The organism is Mesorhizobium sp. M4B.F.Ca.ET.143.01.1.1 (assembly GCF_004792275.1).
Lineage (GTDB): Bacteria > Pseudomonadota > Alphaproteobacteria > Rhizobiales > Rhizobiaceae > Mesorhizobium > Mesorhizobium abyssinicae.
In genome coordinates, this window is record NZ_SRSR01000017.1 from 1 (window position 1) to 22,631 (window position 22,631).

Consider the following 22,631-nt stretch of genomic DNA (forward strand, 5'->3'; position numbering starts at 1 on the left):
ATCTTGGCCGACACGCCGTAGACACGCGCCGCATGGGCTTTGGAGAAAGCGCCTTCTATCACCGACAGCGCCATCTCCTCTCGACGCAGCGGTGTGAGACGGGCATTCTTATGGATGTTCATTCGGACCCTCCGGTGAGTGCTGAAGCTTGGTAACTCCAGTCTCCCCGGTCCGGTCCGAATGGACAACCTCCCGAAAGCTCACAACTAGGCAACCCCGGCTTCCCCGCCTCTCCCGGATTCCTCCGCACGTAAGCTGCCTTCAGCGTCTCGGACGTATCGCGCGAGCCGTCATGGCTCCAGCCCGGCGGCTGGATGAGATAACTCAGCCGCTGCGCGAGCGTCAGGCCCGGCGCCAGCGCATCCTTGAACATGCCGATCCATTCGTGGAACGCCACTTTCAGCGGGTTGAAGGTGCCGATGTTCTTGACGATGCCAAAGCGCGGCGGGTCCTCCTCCAGCTCCTTGACGAAGGTGCCGAACATCCGGTCCCAGATGATCAGCGTGCCGGCATAATTGGCATCGAGATAGCGCGGATTGGTGGCGTGGTGGACGCGGTGATGCGAGGGCGTGTTGAAGATGAATTCGAACCAGCCCCACATCTTGCCGATCGTCTCGGTGTGGATCCAGAACTGCCAGACGAGGTTGAAGCCGAAGACGAAGGCGATCACCGCCGGATGGAAGCCGAGCAGCACCAGCGGCGCCTGCAGCACGAACATGAAGGTGAAAAGCCCGGTCCAGCTTTGCCTCAGCGCCGTCGAGAGATTGTAGTGCTGGCTGGAATGGTGATTGACATGCTCGGCCCACACCCAGCGCACCCGGTGCGCGATGCGGTGGTAGACATAGTAGCGCAAATCGTCGAGCAGGAAGGCGGCGAGGAACACCCAGACCGACAGGCCGAGATTGAAGAAGCGGAACTGCCAAAGCCACAGCAGCGCCCAGTAGGACACAACACCGAGCAGCAGCCCTGCAACGACGTTGCCGGTGCCCATCATCAGGCTGGTCAGCGTGTCGCGCGTCTCGAATGATCCCTTGGCGCGGCCTGTGCGCACCAGCCAGAGCTCGATCAGGATGGCGGCGACGAAGAACGGGATGGCGAGCTGGGTGACCTGCGGAAAATTGTAGTCGTCCATCACGCGGCCTCCCGGGTCCGATCATGGTCCTGCAATGCAGCCGCCACAGCTCTGGCGTCGGCCTCATCGGCAAAGGCGAACCGGCCGCCCTGCCAGGTGAAGTCGTTTGGCCTGATGGAGATCGAAAGCGGATCGTCGACGGTCAGGGCCAGGATGTCGCGCGGCGTGACGATGCGCGTCAGGAAGCAATCGCCGATGCTGCTGACGATACCGGCGCGCGCCGGCCCGAGTTCGAGGAATGCCGCCCGGCGGTCCGCCGTCAGACGCACCGCCGCCGGCTTTTCATCGGGAAAATCCTCGGCAAAACGCTGCAGCGCCTGATCCGTGCCGGCAAGCGTCGCGGTCGTGGTGCCGCCAGTGAAATGCACGGCCGCGACCGACAGCGCGATGCCGAACACGACAAGGGCGACCAGCACGGGCAGGCTCATGGAATGGCATCTCCTCCGGCGGCTTGCGCTTCTTCGACGCGAGTCCGACCGGCAGAACACCTAGCACGATTGACGTTTACGTCAAATGGCCGGCCAGCCTTTCGAGGCGCGACGCAGCAGCAGCCAGTGCCGGCGCAAAGCCGAAAGCCGCGCAGCGCCATCGAGCGGCGAGCGCCCTTCCATCTTGCCGAGATAGGCGCGCGTCAGCACCAGCGGCAGGAAGGCCGGGCGCAGCGAAGCCGGCAGCGCGGCGGCGCCGCGCTCGAAAGCACTGAGATGCTCGCGCGCCAGCGCGATCACCGCCGCCACCGCGCGCTGCGCGCCGGGGCCGCCGTCCGCTTTGACGAACTCTTCCGATGAAGAGCCAGCCGCCGCAAGGATATCCGCCGGCACGAAGCATTGGCCGCGTCGACGATGCAGCGGCAACAGCAGCAGAAGGCCCGTGATCGCCTGGGCGCAGCCCGCCCTCCCAGCCAATTCGGCGAAGCGCGGCGCCTCCTGGGGATCGAGCACCATTGCCGCAAGCTGTATGAGCGCAGCGGCGGTCTCGCCGCAATAGCCTTCGAGGTCGGTGCGCGACGGCATCGCGTCGTCATAGAGATCGAAGATGCGCGCTTCGAGCATGTTGTCGAAGGCCGGCTTCGGCAGGCGGTTGGCCGCTATCGTCGCCCTCAGCGCATCGGCGATCGGATGGCCGGTCTCCGCATCGTTCTCTGCCGCGATGACATCGCGCCACCATTGCAGCCGTACCTCGCCGGGCAACGGCTCGTGGATACGGTCGCGAACGGACGCGATCTCTGCATTGAAGGCATAGAGCGAAAACAGCGCGTCGCGCTTGTCGGCGGGCGCGTAGAGCGCGCTGAGATAACGGTCATGGTCGGAAGCGCGCACCGCATCCATGACGATGTTGGCGGTATCGGCCACGTCAGTCGACGGCAATCAGCGCCGCGGCCACGGCGCGGTCTTCGGCGAGCAGGACATTGTAGGTCCGCACCGCCGCGCCGGTCGACATCGGATCGGCGGCGATGCCGGCTTCCTTCAATGCCGCGCGCAGCGCCGCAGGCAGCGGCCGCAGATCCTTGCCGGTGCCGACCAGCACGATCTCGACCTTGCCGGCCTCGGCGAGCAGCTTGCTGAAGTCCGCCACCGTCAACGCCAGCGGATCGGCCGGCTCCCAGCCATGGATGCCGGACGGCAGGCAGAGCAGCGAGCCGCGATGCGACATATCGGCGAAGCGGAAGCCGCCATTGCCATAGGCCTCGATCGGCGCCCGGCCGGGGAAATGCGCCTCGCGGATGACGATGCCCTTGGCCACGGCCGCGGCGTCAGGTCGCCACGGCCTTGCCGTTCACCGGCTTCTCCTCGTCGGCGGACGTGGCCTGCGGCCGCAACTTGAACAGGATCAGCAGCGGCGCGGCGATGAAGATCGACGAATAGGTGCCGAACACCACGCCGAACAGCATCGCCATGGTGAACGAGCGGATCACCTCGCCGCCGAACAGCACCAGCGCGAGCAGCGCCAGGATCGTCGTCACCGAGGTCAGCGTCGTTCTCGACAGCGTCTCGTTGATGGCGTTGTTCAACAGCTGCGGCAGCGGCATCTTCTTGTATTTCCGAAGATCCTCGCGGACGCGGTCGTAGACGACGATGGTGTCGTTCAGCGAATATCCGATGATGGTCAGGATTGCCGCCAGCGACGACTGGTTGAATTCCAGTCCGGTGATGACGAAGAAGCCGATGGTCATCACCACGTCGTGCACGGTCGCGATGATGGCGCCGACCGCGAACTGCCATTCGAAGCGGAACCAGACATAGACCAGGATGCCGAGCAGCGCGATCAGCATGGCGATCGTGCCCTGCTTGGCGAGCTCGCCCGAAACCGTCGGTCCCACCACTTCGACGCGGCGGAAATCATACTGGTCCTGCAGCTCGCCGCGCACCTTGTCGATGACGGTCTGCTCGGCGTTCTCGCCACCCTCCTGGGTGCCGACGCGGATCAGCACGTCGTTCGGCTCGCCGAACTGCTGCACCTGCACTTCGCCGATGTTGAGTTCCGTCAGCCTGCCGCGGATGTCGGCGAGATCGGCATTGCCGCTCTTGGACTGCACCTCGATCAGCGAGCCGCCCTTGAAGTCGATGCCGTAGTTGATGTCGACGGTCATGAACAGCACGACAGACAGGATCGACAGCAGGCTGGAGAGCGCGAATGTCCAGCGGCGGATGCCCATGAACGGGATCTTCGTGCCGGGCGGAATGAAGGTCACCGGAGCGCGCGGCAGTTCCTTCGGCCGCGCGCGGCGCAGCCAGATCGACACCAGCAGCCGGGTGAAGGTGAAGGCGGTGAAGACCGTGGTCAGGATGCCGATGGCATAGGTGATGGCAAAGCCCTTCACCGGCCCGGTGCCGAGATAGAACAGCACCACGGTCGCGATCAGCGACGTCACGTTGGAATCGACGATGGTCGCCAGCGCCTTGGTAAAGCCGGTGTCGATCGCCTGGATGACCGAGCGGCCGGCCCGCCGCTCCTCTCGGATGCGCTCATAGATCAGCACGTTGGAGTCCACCGCCATGCCGATGGTCAGCACGATACCCGCGATACCAGGCAGGGTCAGCGTCGCGCCAAGCAGCGACAACAGCCCGACGATCATCGCCACATGCACCGCAAGCGCGATGTTGGCCAGGAAGCCGAGGAAGCCGTAGGCGACGAACATGAAGGCGACCACGAGGATCGAGCCGATGATGCCGGCGACCTTGCCGGCATGAATGGAGTCCTGCCCCAGGCCCGGACCCACCGTGCGCTCCTCGATCACCGTCAGCGTCGCCGGCAGCGCGCCGGCGCGCAGCAGCACGGCGAGGTCGTTGGCGCTCTGGGCGGTGAAATTGCCGGAGATCTGGCCGGTGCCGCCGAGGATCGGCTCGCGGATCTGCGGCGCCGAGATCACCTGGTTGTCGAGGATGATGGCAAACAGCTTGCCGACATTTTGCGCCGTCGCCTGGCCGAAGCGGGTGGCGCCCTTGGAATCGAAGCGGAAGGAAACGACCGGCTCGTTGTTCTGCGAATTGTAGGTCGCCTGCGCATCGACCAGGTTCTCGCCCGACACGATGACGCGGTTCTCGATCAGATAGGGTACCGGCGGATCGTCCTGCGAATAGAGGATCGAGGAGCCTGCCGGCGGACGGCCGTTGAGCGCGTCCTGGACCGGCATCGACTGGTCGACCATCTGGAACGTCAGCTTGGCGGTCTGGCCGAGGATTTCCTTCAATCTTTGCGGATCCTGCAGGCCGGGCACCTGGACCAGGATGCGGTCGTCGCCCTGCCGCTGCACGATCGGCTCGGTCGTGCCGAGCTCGTTGACGCGCCGCTCGACGACCTCGATCGACTGCGTCAGCGCCGTCGAGGTGCGGTATTTGATGCCCGCGTCGGTCACCGTGAACTTGAGCAGGCCGGGCTCGGAATCGTCCAGCGTCATCTCCTGGACGGATCCGCCGGTGAAGAGACCCGCCGCCACCGGGTCGGTCAGCGGCTTCAGCACCTTCTTGGCGGCGTCAAGCTGGCTGGGATCGGTGATGCGGACCTGCACCGTGCGGCCCGATCCGGAAAGGCCGGTGTAATTGATCTTGGGGTTGGCGTCGCGCAGCAGCGTCCTGATCTCGTCGCGCGAGGTCTCCAGCCGATCCTTGATCAGGTCGTTCTGGTTCATTTGAAGCAGGATGTGCGAACCGCCCTGCAGGTCGAGGCCGAGCGTCATCTGCCGCTTCGGCACCCAGCTGGGCAATTGCGCCAACGTGCTGGCGGGGAAGAGATTGGGCGCGGCGAGGACCACGGTGGCGGCCACGGCCAGCCAGATCAGGATCATCTTCAGGCGCGAAAAATAGAGCATTCGTTCTTATCCGTTCAGGCGTACAAGCGGCAGCGTTCCGCCTTCAATTCGGTTATTTCTTGGCGTTCTGGTTCGCCACCGGCTCGCCCTTGACGCGCACGTCCGAGATCGTCGAGCGCAGCGCCGTCACCTTGGTGCCGCCGCCGAGGTCGATCTCCAGTTCGTTGTCGTCGATCACCTTGGTCACCTTGCCGACGAAACCGCCGCCGGTCACGACCGTATCGCCACGCCGCACCGCCGAGAGCATTTCCTGGCGCTTCTTCAGCTGCGCGCGCTGCGGCCGGATGATCAGAAAATACATGATCACGAAAATCAGGACAAACGGCAAAATGCTGATGAACATGTCTGGCGAGGCGCCGACGCCCTGGGCGTATGCCGGTGTAACGAACATCAAGAAACTCCTGAATGGTGAAAAACCGCCACAAGGCGGCCCCGCGAAATTTGGCCGGAATATAGTCGGTAAAGTTGCCAATGCAACTGCGCCGCCGGGCGAATCCGCTGCTTTTCCGGCCGGTTGGCGCGTGTTAGAGCATGATCGCCGAATGCCGGGTGCGGTCCGCGGAAAAGATCATGCTCCGGCAAAAGGTTGGAAGCGGTTCTTATCCCGCCGCGAAAGAGCGGATTTCCGCCTGCCAGATCCCGAACGCCAGATCAAAAGACAAGACATGACCGACAGCACCCTCGACGCCCTGAACCAGAAGCTCGACCGCCTGATCGAAGCGGTCACCCGGCTTGCCCGGCCGCCGGTGCCGCAAACAGACCTTGCCGGGGCCGATTGCTTCGTCTGGCAGGCCGATCCCGGCTATCTGGAGCCGGTGCGCAAGGTCAACCGCGTCGACATCGGGCTGATCCGCGGCGTCGATCGCGTCCGAGACATCCTTGTCGACAACACCGAGCGCTTCGCCTCGGGCTTTGCCGCCAACAATGTGCTGTTGTGGGGTGCGCGCGGCATGGGCAAATCGTCGCTGGTCAAGGCGGTGCACGCAGCGGTCAATGCCTCCGACAAGCTCGATCGGCCGCTCAAGCTGATCGAGATCCACCGCGAGGACATCGACACGCTGCCCAAGCTGATGGGATTGCTCAAGGCCGCCCCCTTCCGCTTCATCCTGTTTTGCGACGACCTCTCCTTCGACCATGACGACACGTCCTACAAGTCGCTGAAGGCGGCACTGGAAGGCGGCGTCGAAGGCCGTCCGACCAATGTCATCTTCTACGCCACCTCGAACCGGCGGCATCTGTTGCCGCGCGACATGATCGACAATGAGCGCTCGACCGCCATCAATCCCTCTGAAGCGGTCGAGGAGAAGGTCTCGCTGTCCGACCGTTTCGGCCTCTGGCTCGGCTTCCACAAATGCTCGCAGGACGAATATCTCGACATGATCGACGGCTATGTCCGCCATCACGGCCTGGCCATCGACCCCGAGACGCTGCGCGCCGAGGCGCTGGAATGGGCGACGACGCGCGGCAGCCGCTCCGGCCGCGTCGCCTGGCAGTTCACACAGGATCTGGCGGGACGTCTCGGCAAGCCGCTGACGGACTGAGAGCTGTCATCCGAAAGCAGGCATGAGGCCTGCTGACGTTACGACCAAGCAGCGCTTGTTCTTTATTTGTTCCGATCGTTGTGTCATCTTCCTTCGGTGACTCGAAGGCCCGAAGGAGAACGCATTGGATAGCAAGGGCGCGGCGTTTCGCAGGCTTCATCAGGAACCAGGTACGTTCATCATTCCCAATCCCTGGGACATAGGCACGGCACGGATTCTGGCGGCCATGGGTTTTCGGGCCCTCGCCACCACCAGTGCCGGCATGGCGTTCTCCCTTGGCGTCGCCGAAGGACAGGTCTCGCGAGAAGATACGCTAAGTCACTGTCGGTCCATCGTGGCGGCAACGCCACTGCCCGTCTCCGCCGATCTCGAAAAGGGCTTCGGTGACAGTCCGCAAAGTGCTGCCGAGACGATCGAGGCCGCGGCCGGCATCGGCCTGGCCGGATGTTCTCTCGAAGACCATACCGGCAGGCATGACGATCCGATCTATGAATTCGCGCTGGCGGTCGAGCGGATCGAGGCGGCCGCACAGGCGCGCCGCGCCCTGCCGGATGATTTCGTCCTGACGGCGCGCTGCGAGAACTTCCTCTGGGGCCGCCCCGATCTGGATGACACCATCAGAAGGCTGCAGGCTTTCGAGAAGGCCGGCGCCGATGTGCTCTATGCGCCCGGCCTCCACGACCTCGGCATGATCCGCACCGTCTGCGGCGCCGTGACGAAACCGGTCAATGTCGTCATGGGCATGCCCGGCGCCACGTTTGGCGTGGCCGAATTGGCGGATGCTGGCGTCAAGCGGATCAGCGTCGGCTCGGCGCTGGCGCGGCTCGCCTATGGCAAGTTCGTCCACGCCGTGCGGGAGATGAAATCCGCGGGCACCTTCCGGTTTTCCGAGAAAGCGATGGGCTTCGCGGAACTGGAAGGCTTCTTCACCGGATCAACGCAAGCTTGAGTTCGCCACCCGTCTGCCGCGGCGCTGGACGTTTGCCAAAGCGGTGCCGGCAGCGACTGAAAAAGCCCGCCCCTTGCGGAGCGGGCTGAGCCGGCGGGCTGGACTGGAGGTCTCAGACGGCCCGCAATTGTTCTTCTTCTATTCGAGATAGCCCGACGGATCGACCGGGGCGGAGTTCTTGCGCACCTCGAAGTGCAGCTTCGGCGAGTCGGTGGTGCCGCTCATGCCCGACAGCGCGATCTCCTGGCCGCGCTTGACCTTCTGGCCGCGCTGCACCTCGATCGAGCTGGCATGGCCGTAGACGGTGACCAGACCGTTCTCGTGCCGCACCAGGACGGTGTTGCCGAATTCCTTCAGCCCGTCGCCGGCATAGATGACGACGCCGTTCTCGGCCGCCTTCACCGGCGTTCCCTCGGGGACCGCGATGTCGACGCCGTCCTTGCCGCCGCCAAAATTGGAGATCACGCGGCCGCGCACCGGCCAGCGCATCTTGCCGATGCCGGTGGCATCCGGCGCCACCGCGTCGTCGTCCTCGGCCTGCTGGATGACCTTGGCGTCCTTCTTCGGCGGCGTGTAGGAGGCGAGCGTCTCGGTCGGCTTCGCCGCCGGCTGCGTGGTGGCCGTCGTCACCGGGTCGACCTTGACCGGCTTCGCGGCGGCGACAGTCGCCGTGCCGCCGGCCGGAACCTTCAGCGTCTGGCCGATCTTGAGCAGGCCGTCCTGCATGCCGTTCGCCTGCTTCAGCGCCACGACGCCGACACCGGTCTTCCTGGCGATGGACGACAGCGAGTCGCCCTGCTGGACCGTGTAGGTGCCGCCGGCGCCAGTCGGCTTGGCGGAGGCGACCTGCGTCGCGGGCTTGGCGTCCTTCAATCCGCTGGCGGCGGCAGAAGCGTCGACCGGCGCGGCCGACTTGCCGTCCTTGAGCTTGGGCTGCTGCGGCAGCACGGCGATCTTCTCGGGCGCGCTGGCGGGCTTCGGCGCATTCGCGGGCTTGGTGTCGGCGAGTTTCTGCGCCGGCTCCTTGCTCGAATAGGCATAGGCGGGAATGACCAGCTTCTGGCCTGTCTTCAGGCCCTTGGTCGCACTCAGACCGTTGACCTTCATGATCACGTCGGCCGGCACCTTGTAGCGCTGCGCCAGGCCGGAGATGGTCTCGCCGTCCCGGACCACGATCTCGGTGGCGTGCGGCGTGCCGGCGGCCGCCATCTTCGAGTCGGGCTGCGCCTCCTTGAACGGCTTCGCCGCCGGGGCGACGGTGCCTGTGGTCGTCCTGTCGACATGCTTGGCGGGCGGCGCCAGGACCGGGGCCGAAGCGGTGCGCATCGGCTTCGCGGCGGGCGCCTGGGCCGGCTGTGACACCGGCGGCGGCAGCTGCTGCACGGAAACCGGCTCCAGGCTGGAGCGGCTCACCGACTGGGTGTGGCTGCCATCGACCGGCGCCGGCGCCATCGCGGTGTCGCCCGGATAGGGTTGGGCGGCGTCCTGTTTATCGATGATGGCGCGTTGATTGTTGGTCGAGGAGGTGAAGACGTCGTCGACACCGTTGAAGCGGGCGACCTGGGAGCTGCACCCCGCGGCGGCGCCTGCAATCATGAGGACGGCGCAGCCACGCGCCAGATTGCGTCCGTTTGCCTTCAAAACACTGAATTGCATCGCACTAACCCGCACAGACCCGGTACAAACTGGTCATGATTAAAGCGCGTTAATGTTACTGGCCGGTTAACCCCTTAGAATCCGGCGAAAATTTTCTTAAAATATTCGAAGAGTGTCAGATGACGGCGGCGACGCTGCGCAGGATCGGCTGCAGCCTGACGATACCGATGTCCTCGCGCTCGAAGCGGCTGCCGACTTTGGTGAGCTTTGCCAGCACCTGCTCGCCCTCCTCCGGGCCGATCGGCGCGATGACCACACCGCCGCTCGACAACTGGTCGAGCAGGAAACGCGGCAGGTTGTCGAAGGCCGCCCAGGCAACGATGCGGTCGAACGGCCCTTCATTCGGCAATCCGTTGGAGCCATCCGCCTGGCGGACGATGACATTGCCGATGCCGAGCGCCTCGAAGCGCTGTTTGGCCTGCTCGGTCAGCGTCTTGTAACGGTCGATGGTGACGATGCGCGACGCCAGCCGCGACATCACCGCCGCCGTGTAGCCAGTCCCGGTGCCGATCTCCAGCACGCGGTTGCCGGGCTCGATGCCAAGCGCCGCGAGCACCGCGGCCTGCAGGTCGGCGCCCTCGATCGCCTCGCCGCATTCGATCGGCAGCATGCCGTCCGACCAGGCGAGCGAATGGAACTGTCCGGACAGGAAGCCACGGCGCGGCGTCGCCTCGAAGGCGGCAATCAGCGGCTTCGGCGCCGACCCCCGGCCGCGCAGGCGCAGCAGGAAGGCGGCAAAACCTTCGCGGTCGTCGACTGAAATCGGCTGGTTCATGCGAGCGCCTTGGTCAGTTGGTCGCGAATTTCATGAGCTGTAAGGTCGAGCTGCAGCGGCGTCACCGACACCAGTCGGTTGCGCATGGCATGGAGATCGGTGCCCTTCTTGCCTTCGACCGGCTCGCGGCCGAAGCGCAGCCAGTAATAAGGCAGGCCGCGCCCGTCGCGGCGCTCGTCCACCCACAGGCTGTGCACCAGCTTGCCCTGCGAGGTTACGACGGTGCCCTCGATCTCGTCGGGCGCGCAATTCGGAAAATTGACGTTGAGCAGCACGCCGTCCGGCAATGGCATCGCCACCAGCTTTTTCAGCAGCACCGGCGCCAGCGCCTCGGTGGTCTCGTAGGGAACGACGCGGTCCTCGCCGGCATAGGAATAGGCCTGGCTGACCGCGATCGAGCGCACGCCGAGCAATGCGCCCTCCATGGCGCCGGCGACCGTGCCGGAATAGGTGACGTCGTCGGCGATGTTGGCGCCGGAATTGACGCCGGACAGGATGAGGTCGGGCATGCCCGGCAGGATCTTCTTGACACCCATGATGACGCAATCGGTCGGCGTGCCGCGCACGGCGTAGTGCTTGTCGCCGATCTTGCGCAGCCGCAGCGGCTCGGAGATCGACAGCGAATGCGCGTAGCCGGATTGATCCTGCTCCGGCGCCACCACCCAGACGTCGTCCGACAGCGTGCGCGCGATGCGTTCGAGCGACGCCAGGCCCTCGGCATGGATGCCGTCGTCATTGGTCAAGAGAATGCGCATTACTTCGATTCGATCTTGGTCAGACCACCCATGTAAGGCCGAAGCGCTTCAGGAATGGTTACGCTGCCATCCTCATTCTGGTAGTTTTCGATGACGGCGATGAGAGCGCGGCCGACAGCGGTGCCCGAACCGTTCAGCGTGTGGACGAAACGGTTGCCCTTGCCGTCCTTGTCCTTGTAGCGGGCATCCATGCGCCTTGCCTGGAAATCGCCGCAGACCGAACAGGACGAAATCTCGCGATAGGCGTTCTGGCCGGGCAGCCAGACCTCGATGTCATAGGTCTTGCGCGCGCCGAAGCCCATGTCGCCGGTGCACAGCGTCATGGTGCGGAACGGCAGCTCCAGCCGCTTCAGCACCTCTTCGGCGCAGGCCGTCATCCGTTCGTGCTCGGCAATCGAGCTTTCCTGGTCGGTGATCGAGACCAGTTCCACCTTGTAGAACTGGTGCTGGCGCAGCATGCCGCGCGTGTCGCGCCCGGCCGAGCCCGCTTCCGAGCGGAAGCACGGCGTCAGCGCCGTGTAGCGCAGCGGCAGCTTTTCATGCGCGGTGATTTCTTCGCGCACCAGGTTGGTGAGCGGCACCTCAGCGGTCGGGATCAAGCCCAGCCTGCCGTCGCCATGCGGCGTGAAAAACAGGTCGAGCTCGAACTTCGGCAATTGGTTGGTGCCGAAGAGGACATCGTCCTTGACCATCAGCGGCGGGATGATTTCCTCATAGCCATGCTCGGTCGTGTGCAGATCGAGCATGAACTGGCCGAGCGCGCGCTCCATCCGCGCCAGCTGGCTCTTAAGCACCGTGAAGCGCGAGCCCGACAGCTTCGCCGCCCGCTCGAAATCCATCATGCCCAGCGCTTCGCCGACCTCGAAATGCTCCTTCACCCAGTTCGGGCGCGCAGGCACCTCGCCGACAATGCGCTTCACCACATTGTCGTGCTCGTCCTTGCCGACCGGAACCTCATCCAGCGGCACGTTGGGCAGCACCGCCAGCGCATCGTTCAGCGCCTTGTCGAGCTCGCGCTCGCGCGCCTCGCCGTTCTGGATGAAGGCCTTGATCTCGCCGACTTCGGCCTTGAGCTTCTCGGCCAGGGCTGCATCGCCCGAACGCATGGCGTTGCCGATCTCCTTCGAGGCGGCGTTGCGGCGTTCCTGCTTGACCTGCAGTTCGGTCAGATGCTCGCGCCGCGCCTCGTCGCTGGCGATCAGGCCGTCGACGGTGGACTGCGCCTCGGCCGCCGACCACGAGCGCTTGACCAGCGCCTCGGCAAGGGCCTTCGGGTTGTCGCGAATCCATTTGATGTCAAGCATGGTCTGAACGCTCCTGAGCTAAGGCTCGAGGGCGTAAACCGCATCCACGATCGATGCAAGATGGGCCGGGCGGCGGTTACGGTTTTCCGCCACCGCCGCGTTACGATGCCGCCGGCGCCGAGGGCTCGTCGGGCGTCTTGTCGGCCACGGTCTCGTCTGCCTCCTGCTTCTCGCGCGCCAGACGGTCCCGCTCCTGGCTGCGTTCGATCAGCCGGGCCGACCAGATGGCGACCTCGTAGAGCAGGATGGTCGGGATGGCCAGGCCGATCTGGCTCATCGGATCTGGCGGCGTCAGCACGGCGGCAACGACGAAGGCGATGACGATCGCCCATTTGCGCTTCTCGGCCAGCGCCTTCGACGACAGCATGCCGACCCTGGTCATCAGGCTGGTCACCACCGGCAGCTGGAACACCAGGCCGAAGGAGAAGATCAGCGTCATGATCAGGCTGAGATATTCCGAGACTTTCGGCAGCAGCGAGATCTGCACCTGGTCGTTGGTGCCGGTCTGCTGCATGGCGAGGAAGAACCACATCACCATCGGCGTAAAGAAGAAATAGACCAGCGAGGCGCCCATCAGGAACAGGATCGGCGAGGCGATCAGGAACGGCAGGAAGGCGTTGCGCTCGTTCTTGTAGAGGCCGGGCGCGATGAATTTGTAGATCTGCGTGGCGATCAGCGGGAAGGCGATGACCATGCCGCCGAACATGGCGAGCTTGACCTGCGTGAAGAAGAACTCCTGCGGCGCCGTATAGATCAGCTCGACCTTGTGCGGGTCGAGCCCGGCCCACTGCGTCGCCCATTTGAACGGCACGACCAGGAGGTTGAACAGCCGCTTGGCGAAGAAGAAGCAGACGAGGAAAGCGACGAAGAAGCCGCCCAGCGACCAGATCAGCCGCCGGCGCAGCTCGATCAGATGCTCGATCAATGGCGCCGACGATTTCTCGATTTCGTCTCGTTCCTGATCCGTGACGCTCACTTGGCGGCTCCCGCCGTCTTCTTAGGCGCGGGCTTCGTCGCCGGCGCGGACTTCGTCGCCGGCGCCGTCTTCTTGGGCGAGGGCTTCGCCGTCGCCGGCTTCGTCACTGGCGCCGCCTTCACTTCAGACTTATTCGCCGCCTTGCTAGCTGCCGGCTTCGATGTCTTTGCTGGTGCGGCTGGCTTGGCGGCTTTCACTGGCGTCGGCTTTGCCTGCGCCTTTGCAGCCTTCGCCACGGTTGCGGGTGCCTTGGCAGTCTTCGCCGCGGCCGGCTTCTTGGCGTCCACCTTCTGCGGCGCCGCCGTTGCAGCGGCAACTGCCGGCGCCACAACGGCATCGTCGGTCATCGCCGGGAAGATGGGCACCGCCGGCGTCGCTTCCGGTGCCTCGACGCCAGGCAATACCGTCGCGCCGTTCTTCAGCGGCTCGCTGGCCTGCGGCGTCGAAGCGGCCGGCGTGGCCGGATCGACGGCAGGCTTCGGCTTCATCGCGGCATCGACGCCGGAGCGGACATCGGCCGCCGCCTGTTCGAACGGATTGAGCTGCTTGCGGATCTCGGCGACCGGGCTGAGGCCCCTGAGCTCGTCCACCGACTTCTTGACGTCGTCGAGTTCGGCTTCCTTCAGCGCCTCGTTGAACTGCTTCTGGAAGTCGCCGGCCATGGCACGCAGCTTTGCCGTCGTGCGGCCGAAGGTGCGCAGCATATTGGGCAAATCCTTCGGCCCGACGACCACGATCATGACGACCGCGATCACCAGCATCTCGGTCCAGCCGACTTCAAACATGGCAATCTGTTCCGACTAGAACCTCGGGCTCAGCTCTTGCTGGCCTTTTCCTTCACCGTCGAAACGGTCTCGTCCGCGCGATGCTCGACGGTGCGCTTGTCGTCGGCGGTGTCGTCGTCGGCCATGCCCTTCTTGAAGCTCTTGATGCCCTTGGCCATGTCGCCCATCAGCTCCGGAATCTTGCCGCGGCCGAACACCAGCAGCACGATCACCAGGACGATCATCCAGTGCCAAATCGAAAACGAACCCATAGCTACTCTCTCTCGAATGTTTTCCCTGGCGATGATCTATGCGCTTTCGCGTTGGGATTCAAACACAACCGCGACAAAGTTTATGACAGCGCGGCGGATGTCACGCATTTTCGGTAATGCCGCCCGCTACCAATCGGCGCATCTACCCTCGCAACGCTGCTTTTGACAGCGGCAGGCGGGTCAATCTTCCGTGACGCGCGGCGTTAGAAGACCGAGTTCCTCGAGGTCGATGTCGGTCAATGCATCCTCGTCCTCGGCCAGCGCGTCGGGGTCGGCCGGCGGCAGCGGCACCGAGAAATTCGACGGCATGCGGGTCGAAAGCAGCCCGGCGCCTTTCAGTTCCTCCATGCCTGGAAGATCACGGATCTCCTCCAGCGCGAAATGGTCGAGGAAGGCGTCCGTCGTACCGTAGGTGACGGGGCGGCCGGGCGTGCGGCGACGGCCGCGCATCCTGATCCATTCCGTCTCCATCAGCGTGTCGAGCGTGCCCTTCGAGGTTTCGACGCCCCTGATGTCCTCGATTTCGGCACGCGTCACCGGCTGGTGGTAGGCGATGATCGCCAGAACCTCGAGCGCCGCGCGGGACAGCTTCCTTTGCTGGACTGTGTCGCGGCTCATCAGGAACGCCAGGTCGCCGGCGGTGCGGAAGGCCCAGGCATCGCCGACACGCACCAGATTGACGCCGCGCCTGGCATAGATCTGCTGCAGGTCGGCCATCGCAGCGGCGATGTTGATGCCGTCGGGCAGACGCGCGGCAAGCTGCTTTTCGCTGACCGGCTCGGCGCTGGCGAAGACGATCGCCTCGGCCATGCGTACGGCTTCCGCCAGAGCGAGCCGCTCGGCCGGATTCTCGACCGAAGCCTGCTCGACCGCAGTTTCCTCGGCCTCGTCCTCGACCTTGAACGGAATGACCGAAGCGTTGGCGCGTTCGCTCATGCTACCACCTCGACTGCCTTTATGCCTTGGGCGCGGCCGCGCAGATAGATCGGCGCGAACACCTGCTCCTGCCGCAAGTCCAATTTGCCTTCACGCACCAGTTCGAGCGTCGCGGCAAAGGAGCTGGCGACCGCCGTGCGCCGCTCTTCCGGAGCGGCGAGATACTCGATCAGGAAACTGTCCAGCGCCGTCCAGTCGCTGAGCGTGCCGACCAGCCTGTTCAGGATGTCGCGCGCATCCTTGAGCGACCACACGCCACGCCTGGCGATCGTCACATTGTTGATCGCCTGCTTCTGGCGCTGCTGCGCATAGGCGGTGAGCAGATCGTAGAGCGAGGCGGAGTACGCGTTGCGCTTCTCGATGATGACCATTTCCGGCATGCCGCGCGCGAACACGTCGCGGCCGAGCCGGTTGCGGTTGACCAGCCTGGCGGATGCATCGCGCATCGCCTCCAGCCGCTTCAGCCGGAACTGCAGCACCGCAGCCAGTTCCTCGCCGCTCTCGCCCTCTTCGCCCGGCTGCTTCGGGATCAGAAGCTTCGACTTCAGGAAGGCCAACCACGCCGCCATCACCAGATAGTCGGCGGCAAGCTCCAGCCTCAGCGCCCTCACCTGCTCGACGAAGGTCAGATACTGCTCGGCCAGCGCTAGGATCGATATGCGCGCCAGATCGACCTTCTGGTTGCGCGCCAGATGCAGGAGCAGATCGAGCGGCCCCTCGAAGCCGGCGACGTCGACGACCAGCGAGGGGTCGCCGGTAACGCGCGAATCGTCGTTCTCGGCCCACAGACGGTCCATCGGTGCGGCCTTCGCGGCCTTGCTGTCCAATGTTTCCGCCACTGCCTCTGTCTCTTTCCTCTGTCAGGCCACCGCGTCGAAATAGGTGGCAAACTCGGCGCGTATCTCGGTTTCGTTCGCGCGGTCGCGATCCTTTATATAGGTCAGCGCCCGCTCGGCGCGCTCGAGTGGCTTGCCGGTAAGCGCCGTGGTGCGTGACGCGATGCCCGACATTTCCTCGAAAACCCCGTTGCAGTGAAGGACCAGATCGCAGCCCGCCGCAAGGATCGCCGCCGCCTTTGCCGGGAAATCCCCAGAAAGTGCCTTCATCGAGGTGTCGTCGCTCATCAACAGCCCGTCGAAGCCGATCTCGCTGCGGATAATGTCGTTGACCACCTTTGCCGAGGTCGTCGCCGGGTTGTTCGGATCGACGGCGCTGTAGACGACATGCGCCGTCATCGCCATCGGCAATTGGTTGAGCGCCTTGAACGGAGCGAAATCATGGCTGCGCAGCTCGCTGAGCGGCGTATCGACCGTCGGCAGTTCGAAATGTGTGTCGGCGAAGGCCCGCCCGTGCCCCGGAATGTGCTTCATCACCGGCAGCACGCCGCCCGACATCAGTCCCTCGGCGGCGGCGCGACCAAGCTCGATGACGGGGCCCGGCTCCTTGCCGTAGGCGCGCGCGCCGATGACGTCGCTGGCGCCTTCCACCGGCACGTCGAGCACCGGCAGGCAATCGGCGGTGATGCCATGGCGAAGCAGGTCGAAGGCATGCAGCCGCGCCATCAGCCATGCGGCGCGGCGGCCAGCCTCGCGGTCGTTGCGCCACAGCGCGCCGAGCGCGCCGCCCGCGGGATAGTTCGGCGCCAATGGCGGCCGCAGGCGTTGCACCCGGCCGCCTTCCTGGTCGATGAACACCGGCGCGTCCGCGCGCCCGACGGCGTCGCGCATCGAGGCGACCAGATCGCGGATCTGCTCGGTCTCGCCGACATTGCGGGCAAACAGGATGAACCCCCACGGTCGTTCGCCGCGATAGAAACGGATTTCCTCGGGGGTGAGCGATTTCCCGGCGCAGCCGAGGATCATGGATTTTGATTCGGTCATACGTGGAAGCTTAGGGCTTCGCGCGGACAAAGGGAATCTCCCCGCCCAACATGCGGCTGAAGGCCCGATCCCGGTCCACAAAAAACCGGCGCAGCCCTGCGGCCGCGCCGGTTTGATTGATTGCAGCCAGGCTCAGCGCGACACGAAGCAGTTGCCGCCGGCCGCCTTGTAGCTGGTGCACAGGGCGATCGCGTCGTTGCGCGACTGCGCCGGCACGCGGACGCGGTAGAAGGTGCCCTTGCCCGCGATCTCGGCCTTGACGATGTTGGCGGTGCGACCCGACAGCACGCTGCCGTAGCGGCGCTGCAGGTCCTGGTAGGTGGACTGCGCGCTTTCAACCGTCGGCTGCGAGGCGATCTGCATCGACCACGAACCGCCGCCCGCCGCTGCCGCGCTCGGCGATATCGAGGCGACCTGGTCGGGCTTCACCTCGCCGACGACGTCGACCGGCTGGTCGGACGGACGCTGCGGCGCCACCGGAACAGTGGCCGGCGTGTCGGCCGACTGCCTGTGGGTGGTCTGCGTCTTGGCTTCAGCCTTGGCCTCGGGCTTCGGCGCCGCCGGCTTGAGCGGCTGAGCGGCATCGGACTGGTCGGCGCTGGCGACCTCGTCGGTCGGCTGATCGCTTGCCTGATCGGTCGCCGGCGCCACGGTGCCGGTCTGCTCGGCACCGGCCTGCGCCGCGGGGGCGACATGCTGAGGCGCCGGATCGGCCGGTTCGGCGGCAGCGACCTGCGGAGCAGCCTCGGGTGCAGGATCCTCTCGCGCAACCAGCGAGCCATCGGGCTTGACCATCATGGTCCTGACCTTGCGCGGCGCGACAGCGACGACTTCCGGGTTGGTCCCTTTGTCGGCTTCCTGCAGGACCTGGGCTATGCGATCCTCGGATTTCGGCGCCGGCGCCGCATCCGCGCCGGCCTGCGCATCCACGCCCGGCATCGCGGTCGCGGCGGCATTGCCCACATCGTCCATGCCCGGCGCAGCATCGGCGGGCGAAAGATCGACGACGCGGCTCTCCGGCTCCTTGGCTTTCACATCGACCGGCTCTTCGGTGTTGGTGACCAGCTTTTCCTGCACCGGCTCGGCCGGCTTGGTACCCTTGACCACCGCGTCATAGACCTTGTTGTCCTGGTTCGGCACCACCGTGCCGCCCGGATTCTCCGGCTTGACCTTGATCGGCGCGTTGTCGGCCTTGACGATAACCGGCGCCTCGCTGCCGCCCTTGCCGCCAAACGACAAGGCAAAGGCGCCAAGACCACCGGCCAGGGCCACGGCGCCGACGACGGCGGCGATCAGCACGCCACGGCCGCGCGGCCTGGCGGCCTCACGCTCGGCAAGGCCCGGCACCGCCATCTCTTGGTCCAGTTCGGGGTCGTAGTCGAGCTCATCGACCGCGAAATCGTCGGCCTGCGCGAGCGGCCGGCTGCCCGGCAGATCGTCAATGTCGAAGCCGCCCGTCGCGGCGGCCTGGGAAACCGGCGCTGAGGCAGCCGGCATTTCAGCCGGCTTCGCCGCCGCATAGGCGCGCGCGTCGCCGTGATCGTGGCCCGGCTTGAACCCGGCGCCGTAGCTGTCGTCCTCATAGGCGGCGGCGCGTGCGGGCGCAGGCGCCACATCGACCGCGTTCATGTCGTTCAGCAGGCCGGCGAACTCCGCGTCGAGATCGTCAAAAGCTGGCGCCGCCGGCTTTTCTTCCTCGAAGTTGAGCTCGGGAATATCGAGATCGTCGGCAAGCGCCACCACACGCTCCGGCACGTCGATGGTTTCGACGTCGGGCATCTCGTCATAGGCTTGCGGCTGGTCCTGCGGCGCGGGCTCTGGCTCGGCATAGGCCGGAACCTCCTCCACGACCGGCTCCTGCCGGTATGACGGCTCGGCCGAGACCGGCGCCGCCGATGCCGTCGGCTGGGCCGCGAACGTCGCCTGCGCGGCCGCTGCCACCGGTGTCACGCGGCTCCAGGAACGCGCCGGCTCAGGCGGTGCCGAGCGCAGCCAGTCCTGCGAAGGGGAAGCCGACGCCACGGGATGGCTCGGCTCCTGATCGCCCCCGATACCCCTGGCAAAGGCGGCATCGAACGCGTCGTCGTCGAAATCAATGTCGGCGGAGGGCGCTGCATCCTCGCCGGACGCTGGCTCCTGCCCGTCGAGATTCCAATCGAGGTCATCAGCCAGTTGCTGGGGAGCGGGAGGCTCGATCACCGGCTGACGCACGGGCTCGGCTTCCCTGGCGACGGGAACCGGCCGCGCGCTCATGGCGCCGAGGAGAGCGTTGAGTTCGTCCTCGAGGCTCCGCTCTTCGGCGGCGGGCTTCGGCGGCTCGACCGCGACGACGGCGGGCGCAATCGGAGCGATTTCCTCGGCAGCGGCTTCGGCTGCCGGCTGTTGATCCTCGGCGGTCGGCGCATCGTCGATATCAAGCTCGAAATTGTCGTCGAACGCTTCCTGCGCGACGAATTCGGGAGCATCGTCATTGGCATCGGTGACGTAAGCGGCCTCGGCAGGCGCTTCGGCAGCCACCGGCTCGTCGACCGGCGCGTGATCGATTTCGAATTCGTCCTCAAAAGCCCGCAGATCGGCATCGTCAGCGGCATAGGCGGCCTCGGCGAGGGCTTCGACGGCCGGCATCTCATCGGCTTCAGCCGGCTCTTCGGCCTGCGTGGCTTCAGCCGGCTCTTCGGCCTGCGCTTCGAAATCCGTGTCGACATCGGCCATCGCCTCGTCGAAATGACCGGAAAAGTCCTCCTCGGGGATCGCCTGGTCGGCAGCCGCCTGCACAGGCGCTGCATATTCGGCAGCAACGGCCGGCGCGGCATGATCCTCCGCAGGGCCATGTCCGTCTAGCGTCAGCTCGTCCTCGAGCGACAGAGAAACCGAATGTTCGAGATCGTCATCGAAAGCGGCTTCGGCCACTGGCGCGGCAGCTTCGACGACGTTGTGGTCGACCGCCTCCACCGCCTCATTGGCGCCCGGGAATTCGCGATCGAGCGACGCGGCAAGCTCGTCGTCCATCGGCAGATCGTCATCGAGCGGCGAGACGTCTTCGAGCGAACTGGCGACCGCCTGGCCGAAATCATCGTCGAAGGCCGCTTCGAATTGCGACTCCGCTTCGACCTGGAGCTCCGCATCGGCCTGCGGCTCGGCGGCCGCTTGCGCCGGGGCGCCGAAGTGATGGTCCGCGATATCGTCGAACACGAAGTCCTGGTCGAGCGACGCCGCAAGCTCGTCGTCCAGCGCAACGGAGGCTGCGGTTTCGAAAGCCGGCTCTGGCGGCTGCGCGACGGCGGCACTTTCCTCGGCGCCGAACTCGCCCATCAGCTCCTTCTCGAGGTCGATGTCGAAATCGCTGCCCGCGGCAGGCTGATTGGCGGGCGCAGCCTTCTGGACAGGCACCTGCGGCTTTACCGGCTGGCGCGGGTCGAAACCCATGATCCTGGTCAGTTCCGCAAACGGATCGTCGTCAGCGATGTCGTTGTGATCGGCTACTTTCAGCGGGGTTCTGTCTGCCATTATTGTTCCCGAACTCGCACACAGTCGGACGCCATGGACGTCGCGCAGGGTTGGCCCTTACCAGCGCAATGTGGGCAAAAGGTGACAGGCTTTTTAGTCAAACCTAACGCATCTCGGTGGGCGCTTCGGCCCCAATCAGCGTCAGGCCGGACGTCAAAACGTCCGAAACAGCCTGCACCAGCCCCAGTCTGGCATACGTCAATTGTCGGTCGTTAACCTTAACAAAACGTAAGTCAGGATTATCCGTCCCCCGGTTCCAGTGCCCATGGAAGCTGGAAGCCAGATCGTAGAGGTAGAATGCCAGCCTGTGCGGCTCCAATGCAAGGGCCGCGGACTCAATCAGCCTTGGATATTCAGCCAGCTTCCGGATCAGGCCGATTTCGCCCTCGTCGGAGAGCGAAGCCACCGACGCCGTCAGCCGATTGCGGTCGAAATTGGCCTCGCCCAACTGCTCGCTCGCCTGCCGGAACACCGAGTGGCAGCGCGCCGAGGCGTATTGCACGTAGAACACCGGATTGTCCTTCGACTGCTCGGTCACCTTGGCGAAGTCGAAATCGAGCGGCGCGTCGTTCTTGCGGTAAAGCATCATGAAGCGGATCGGGTCGCGGCCAACCTCTTCGACGACCTCGCGCAGCGTGACGAAATCGCCGGACCGTTTCGACATGCGGACCGGCTCGCCGTCGCGGAACAGCTTGACCAACTGGCAGAGCAGGACGGTGAGCTTCACCTCGTCGCCCGCGACCGCGCGCGCCAGCGCCTCAAGCCGCTTGACGTAGCCGCCATGGTCGGCTCCCAGGACATAGATCAGGTCGACGAAGCCGCGGTCGACCTTGTCCTTGAGATAGGCGACATCAGCGGCGAAATAGGTGAAGGAGCCGTCCGACTTGACCAGCGCCCGGTCCATGTCGTCGCCGACGGCGGTCGAGCGGAACAAGGTCTGCTCGCGATCTTCCCAGTCGTCCGGCTTCTCGCCCTTGGGCGGCGGCAGCTTGCCCTTGTAGATATGCCCCTTCAGCGTCAGGTCGGCGATTGCCGAGCGGATCTTCCTGGCATTGTCGGCATGCAGCGTGCGCTCGGAGAAGAACACGTCGTGGTGCACGTTGAGCAGCGCCAGATCCTCGCGGATCATCGCCATCATGGCATCGATGGTGCGGTTCTTGACGATGGCGAGCGCCTCGTCTTCCGGCATCTGCAAAAGCTTGCCGCCAAACTCCTTTACCAGCGCCTGGCCGACCGGAATGAGATAGTCGCCCGGATAGAGCCCGGCCGGTATCTCGCCGATCGCCTCGCCGAGCGCCTCGCGGTAGCGGAGCAAAGCCGAGCGGCCGAGCACGTCGATCTGCGAGCCGGCGTCGTTGATGACATATTCCTTGGTCACGTCGTAGCCGGCGAAGGCCATCAGATTGGCGAGCGTGTCGCCCACCACCGCGCCCCGGCAATGGCCGACATGCATCGGGCCGGTCGGGTTGGCCGAAACATATTCGACATTGGCCTTGCGGCCGCCGCCGATGGTCGAGCGGCCATAGTTGCGGCCCTCGCCGAGCAGCGCCGCCAGGTGCGCCTGCCAGAACCCGTCATGCAGCCTGAGATTGACGAAGCCCGGACCGGCGACATCGGCCGCCGCGACGTCGGCGTCGCCACGCAACGCCTCGGCCAGCCTTTCGGCAAGCGCGCGCGGGTTCTGCCCGGTCGGCTTGGCAAGCACCATCGCGGCGTTGGTGGCGAGATCGCCATGGCTGGCATCGCGCGGTGGCTCGACGGCGATGCGCGACAGGTCGAGCGGCGCGCCGTCCTTGTCTTTCAGGTCAAGCGCTTCTACGGCTTTTATGACTCGCGCGTTGAAATCGGCGAAGATGTTCATTGGGTCTGGCTCTG

The 22,631-nt window shown here is 65.2% G+C and carries 21 protein-coding genes; 2 read left to right on the forward strand and 19 right to left on the reverse strand.

Going from position 1 to position 22,631, the window contains the following annotated elements; genetic code table 11:
* The 7 genes from EN786_RS29280 to yajC all read right to left on the reverse strand — a co-directional run.
* Window positions 1-122 (reverse strand): leucine zipper domain-containing protein (locus EN786_RS29280; RefSeq protein ID WP_245474027.1); only part of this gene is annotated, 122 nt, incomplete at its 3' end.
* Window positions 119-1,132, reverse strand: a complete 1,014-nt coding sequence (locus EN786_RS29285) for a sterol desaturase family protein (protein WP_246688768.1) — start codon at window positions 1,130-1,132, stop codon at window positions 119-121. The genes EN786_RS29280 and EN786_RS29285, both read right to left, overlap by 4 nt.
* Window positions 1,132-1,560 (reverse strand): hypothetical protein, encoded by a 429-nt coding sequence (locus EN786_RS29290; protein WP_127309817.1) that lies wholly within the window; start codon window positions 1,558-1,560, stop codon window positions 1,132-1,134. The genes EN786_RS29285 and EN786_RS29290 overlap by 1 nt, the downstream gene beginning before the upstream one ends.
* 81 nt (window positions 1,561-1,641) lie before the next feature.
* A complete protein-coding gene (locus EN786_RS29295; protein WP_127285297.1) occupies window positions 1,642-2,460 on the reverse strand; it encodes a phytoene/squalene synthase family protein in 819 nt (272 codons plus the stop codon).
* A 25-nt stretch (window positions 2,461-2,485) separates the two neighbouring features.
* Window positions 2,486-2,875: an Mth938-like domain-containing protein gene (locus EN786_RS29300; RefSeq protein WP_127309816.1), complete on the reverse strand. Its 390-nt coding sequence runs from the start codon at window positions 2,873-2,875 to the stop codon at window positions 2,486-2,488.
* A gap of 10 nt (window positions 2,876-2,885) precedes the next feature.
* Window positions 2,886-5,441 (reverse strand): protein translocase subunit SecDF, encoded by a 2,556-nt coding sequence (secDF, locus tag EN786_RS29305; RefSeq protein WP_127392845.1) that lies wholly within the window; start codon window positions 5,439-5,441, stop codon window positions 2,886-2,888.
* Between the two features lie 52 nt (window positions 5,442-5,493).
* The gene (gene yajC, locus EN786_RS29310) at window positions 5,494-5,832 is read right to left on the reverse strand and encodes a preprotein translocase subunit YajC (RefSeq protein WP_041004168.1); all 339 of its coding nucleotides are present in this window, start codon (window positions 5,830-5,832) and stop codon (window positions 5,494-5,496) included.
* Window positions 5,833-6,106: 274 nt separating this feature from the next.
* Here yajC and EN786_RS29315 point away from each other — a divergent pair, with 274 nt between their 5' ends.
* Together EN786_RS29315 and EN786_RS29320 are read left to right on the forward strand one after the other, a co-directional pair.
* Complete coding sequence (locus tag EN786_RS29315; protein WP_127285291.1) at window positions 6,107-6,982, forward strand: ATP-binding protein; 876 nt, start codon at window positions 6,107-6,109, stop codon at window positions 6,980-6,982.
* 124 nt (window positions 6,983-7,106) lie between these two features.
* On the forward strand, window positions 7,107-7,931 hold the full coding sequence (locus EN786_RS29320; RefSeq protein ID WP_127285292.1) for an isocitrate lyase/phosphoenolpyruvate mutase family protein: 825 nt from the start codon (window positions 7,107-7,109) through the stop codon (window positions 7,929-7,931).
* A 138-nt stretch (window positions 7,932-8,069) separates the two neighbouring features.
* Here EN786_RS29320 and EN786_RS29325 read toward each other — a convergent pair whose 3' ends face one another.
* The 12 genes from EN786_RS29325 to argS all read right to left on the reverse strand — a co-directional run bounded on the left by EN786_RS29325 (window position 8,070) and on the right by argS (window position 22,617).
* The gene (locus tag EN786_RS29325; protein ID WP_127311165.1) at window positions 8,070-9,587 is read right to left on the reverse strand and encodes a peptidoglycan DD-metalloendopeptidase family protein; all 1,518 of its coding nucleotides are present in this window, start codon (window positions 9,585-9,587) and stop codon (window positions 8,070-8,072) included.
* A gap of 115 nt (window positions 9,588-9,702) precedes the next feature.
* A complete protein-coding gene (locus EN786_RS29330) occupies window positions 9,703-10,362 on the reverse strand; it encodes a protein-L-isoaspartate(D-aspartate) O-methyltransferase (RefSeq protein ID WP_127311166.1) in 660 nt (219 codons plus the stop codon).
* Complete coding sequence (gene surE, locus EN786_RS29335; RefSeq protein ID WP_127311167.1) at window positions 10,359-11,117, reverse strand: 5'/3'-nucleotidase SurE; 759 nt, start codon at window positions 11,115-11,117, stop codon at window positions 10,359-10,361. The genes EN786_RS29330 and surE overlap by 4 nt, the downstream gene beginning before the upstream one ends.
* A complete protein-coding gene (gene serS / locus EN786_RS29340) occupies window positions 11,117-12,421 on the reverse strand; it encodes a serine--tRNA ligase (protein ID WP_127311168.1) in 1,305 nt (434 codons plus the stop codon). The genes surE and serS overlap by 1 nt, the downstream gene beginning before the upstream one ends.
* Before the next feature lie 100 nt (window positions 12,422-12,521).
* The gene (gene tatC / locus EN786_RS29345; protein ID WP_127285296.1) at window positions 12,522-13,397 is read right to left on the reverse strand and encodes a twin-arginine translocase subunit TatC; all 876 of its coding nucleotides are present in this window, start codon (window positions 13,395-13,397) and stop codon (window positions 12,522-12,524) included.
* Window positions 13,394-14,182, reverse strand: a complete 789-nt coding sequence (tatB, locus tag EN786_RS29350) for a Sec-independent protein translocase protein TatB (protein WP_135909173.1) — start codon at window positions 14,180-14,182, stop codon at window positions 13,394-13,396. The genes tatC and tatB overlap by 4 nt, the downstream gene beginning before the upstream one ends.
* A gap of 29 nt (window positions 14,183-14,211) precedes the next feature.
* Window positions 14,212-14,433: a twin-arginine translocase TatA/TatE family subunit gene (locus EN786_RS29355; RefSeq protein WP_127286570.1), complete on the reverse strand. Its 222-nt coding sequence runs from the start codon at window positions 14,431-14,433 to the stop codon at window positions 14,212-14,214.
* Between the two features lie 180 nt (window positions 14,434-14,613).
* Window positions 14,614-15,369 (reverse strand): SMC-Scp complex subunit ScpB, encoded by a 756-nt coding sequence (gene scpB / locus EN786_RS29360; protein ID WP_127286569.1) that lies wholly within the window; start codon window positions 15,367-15,369, stop codon window positions 14,614-14,616.
* Complete coding sequence (locus tag EN786_RS29365; protein ID WP_127286573.1) at window positions 15,366-16,166, reverse strand: ScpA family protein; 801 nt, start codon at window positions 16,164-16,166, stop codon at window positions 15,366-15,368. The genes scpB and EN786_RS29365 overlap by 4 nt, the downstream gene beginning before the upstream one ends.
* A gap of 63 nt (window positions 16,167-16,229) precedes the next feature.
* Window positions 16,230-17,249, reverse strand: coding sequence for a beta-N-acetylhexosaminidase (gene nagZ, locus EN786_RS29370; RefSeq protein WP_127311786.1), 1,020 nt, complete (start codon window positions 17,247-17,249; stop codon window positions 16,230-16,232).
* 132 nt (window positions 17,250-17,381) lie between these two features.
* Window positions 17,382-20,756 (reverse strand): SPOR domain-containing protein, encoded by a 3,375-nt coding sequence (locus tag EN786_RS29375; RefSeq protein WP_135909175.1) that lies wholly within the window; start codon window positions 20,754-20,756, stop codon window positions 17,382-17,384.
* A 103-nt stretch (window positions 20,757-20,859) separates the two neighbouring features.
* Complete coding sequence (gene argS / locus EN786_RS29380) at window positions 20,860-22,617, reverse strand: arginine--tRNA ligase (protein WP_127283788.1); 1,758 nt, start codon at window positions 22,615-22,617, stop codon at window positions 20,860-20,862.
* Window positions 22,618-22,631 lie beyond the last annotated feature (14 nt).

Bases quoted from the DNA above. Each gene is read 5' to 3' on its own strand.
- EN786_RS29285 (WP_246688768.1), bottom strand. From the start codon at position 1,132: ATGGACGACTACAATTTTCCGCAGGTCACCCAGCTCGCCATCCCGTTC.
- EN786_RS29290 (WP_127309817.1), bottom strand. From the start codon at position 1,560: ATGAGCCTGCCCGTGCTGGTCGCCCTTGTCGTGTTCGGCATCGCGCTG.
- EN786_RS29295 (WP_127285297.1), bottom strand. From the start codon at position 2,460: ATGGATGCGGTGCGCGCTTCCGACCATGACCGTTATCTCAGCGCGCTC.
- secDF (WP_127392845.1), bottom strand. From the start codon at position 5,441: ATGCTCTATTTTTCGCGCCTGAAGATGATCCTGATCTGGCTGGCCGTG.
- yajC (WP_041004168.1), bottom strand. From the start codon at position 5,832: ATGTTCGTTACACCGGCATACGCCCAGGGCGTCGGCGCCTCGCCAGAC.
- EN786_RS29315 (WP_127285291.1), top strand. From the start codon at position 6,107: ATGACCGACAGCACCCTCGACGCCCTGAACCAGAAGCTCGACCGCCTG.
- EN786_RS29325 (WP_127311165.1), bottom strand. From the start codon at position 9,587: ATGCAATTCAGTGTTTTGAAGGCAAACGGACGCAATCTGGCGCGTGGC.
- EN786_RS29330 (WP_127311166.1), bottom strand. From the start codon at position 10,362: ATGAACCAGCCGATTTCAGTCGACGACCGCGAAGGTTTTGCCGCCTTC.
- surE (WP_127311167.1), bottom strand. From the start codon at position 11,117: ATGCGCATTCTCTTGACCAATGACGACGGCATCCATGCCGAGGGCCTG.
- serS (WP_127311168.1), bottom strand. From the start codon at position 12,421: ATGCTTGACATCAAATGGATTCGCGACAACCCGAAGGCCCTTGCCGAG.
- tatB (WP_135909173.1), bottom strand. From the start codon at position 14,182: ATGTTTGAAGTCGGCTGGACCGAGATGCTGGTGATCGCGGTCGTCATG.
- EN786_RS29355 (WP_127286570.1), bottom strand. From the start codon at position 14,433: ATGGGTTCGTTTTCGATTTGGCACTGGATGATCGTCCTGGTGATCGTG.
- scpB (WP_127286569.1), bottom strand. From the start codon at position 15,369: ATGAGCGAACGCGCCAACGCTTCGGTCATTCCGTTCAAGGTCGAGGAC.
- EN786_RS29365 (WP_127286573.1), bottom strand. From the start codon at position 16,166: ATGGACCGTCTGTGGGCCGAGAACGACGATTCGCGCGTTACCGGCGAC.
- nagZ (WP_127311786.1), bottom strand. From the start codon at position 17,249: ATGACCGAATCAAAATCCATGATCCTCGGCTGCGCCGGGAAATCGCTC.
- EN786_RS29375 (WP_135909175.1), bottom strand. From the start codon at position 20,756: ATGGCAGACAGAACCCCGCTGAAAGTAGCCGATCACAACGACATCGCT.
- argS (WP_127283788.1), bottom strand. From the start codon at position 22,617: ATGAACATCTTCGCCGATTTCAACGCGCGAGTCATAAAAGCCGTAGAA.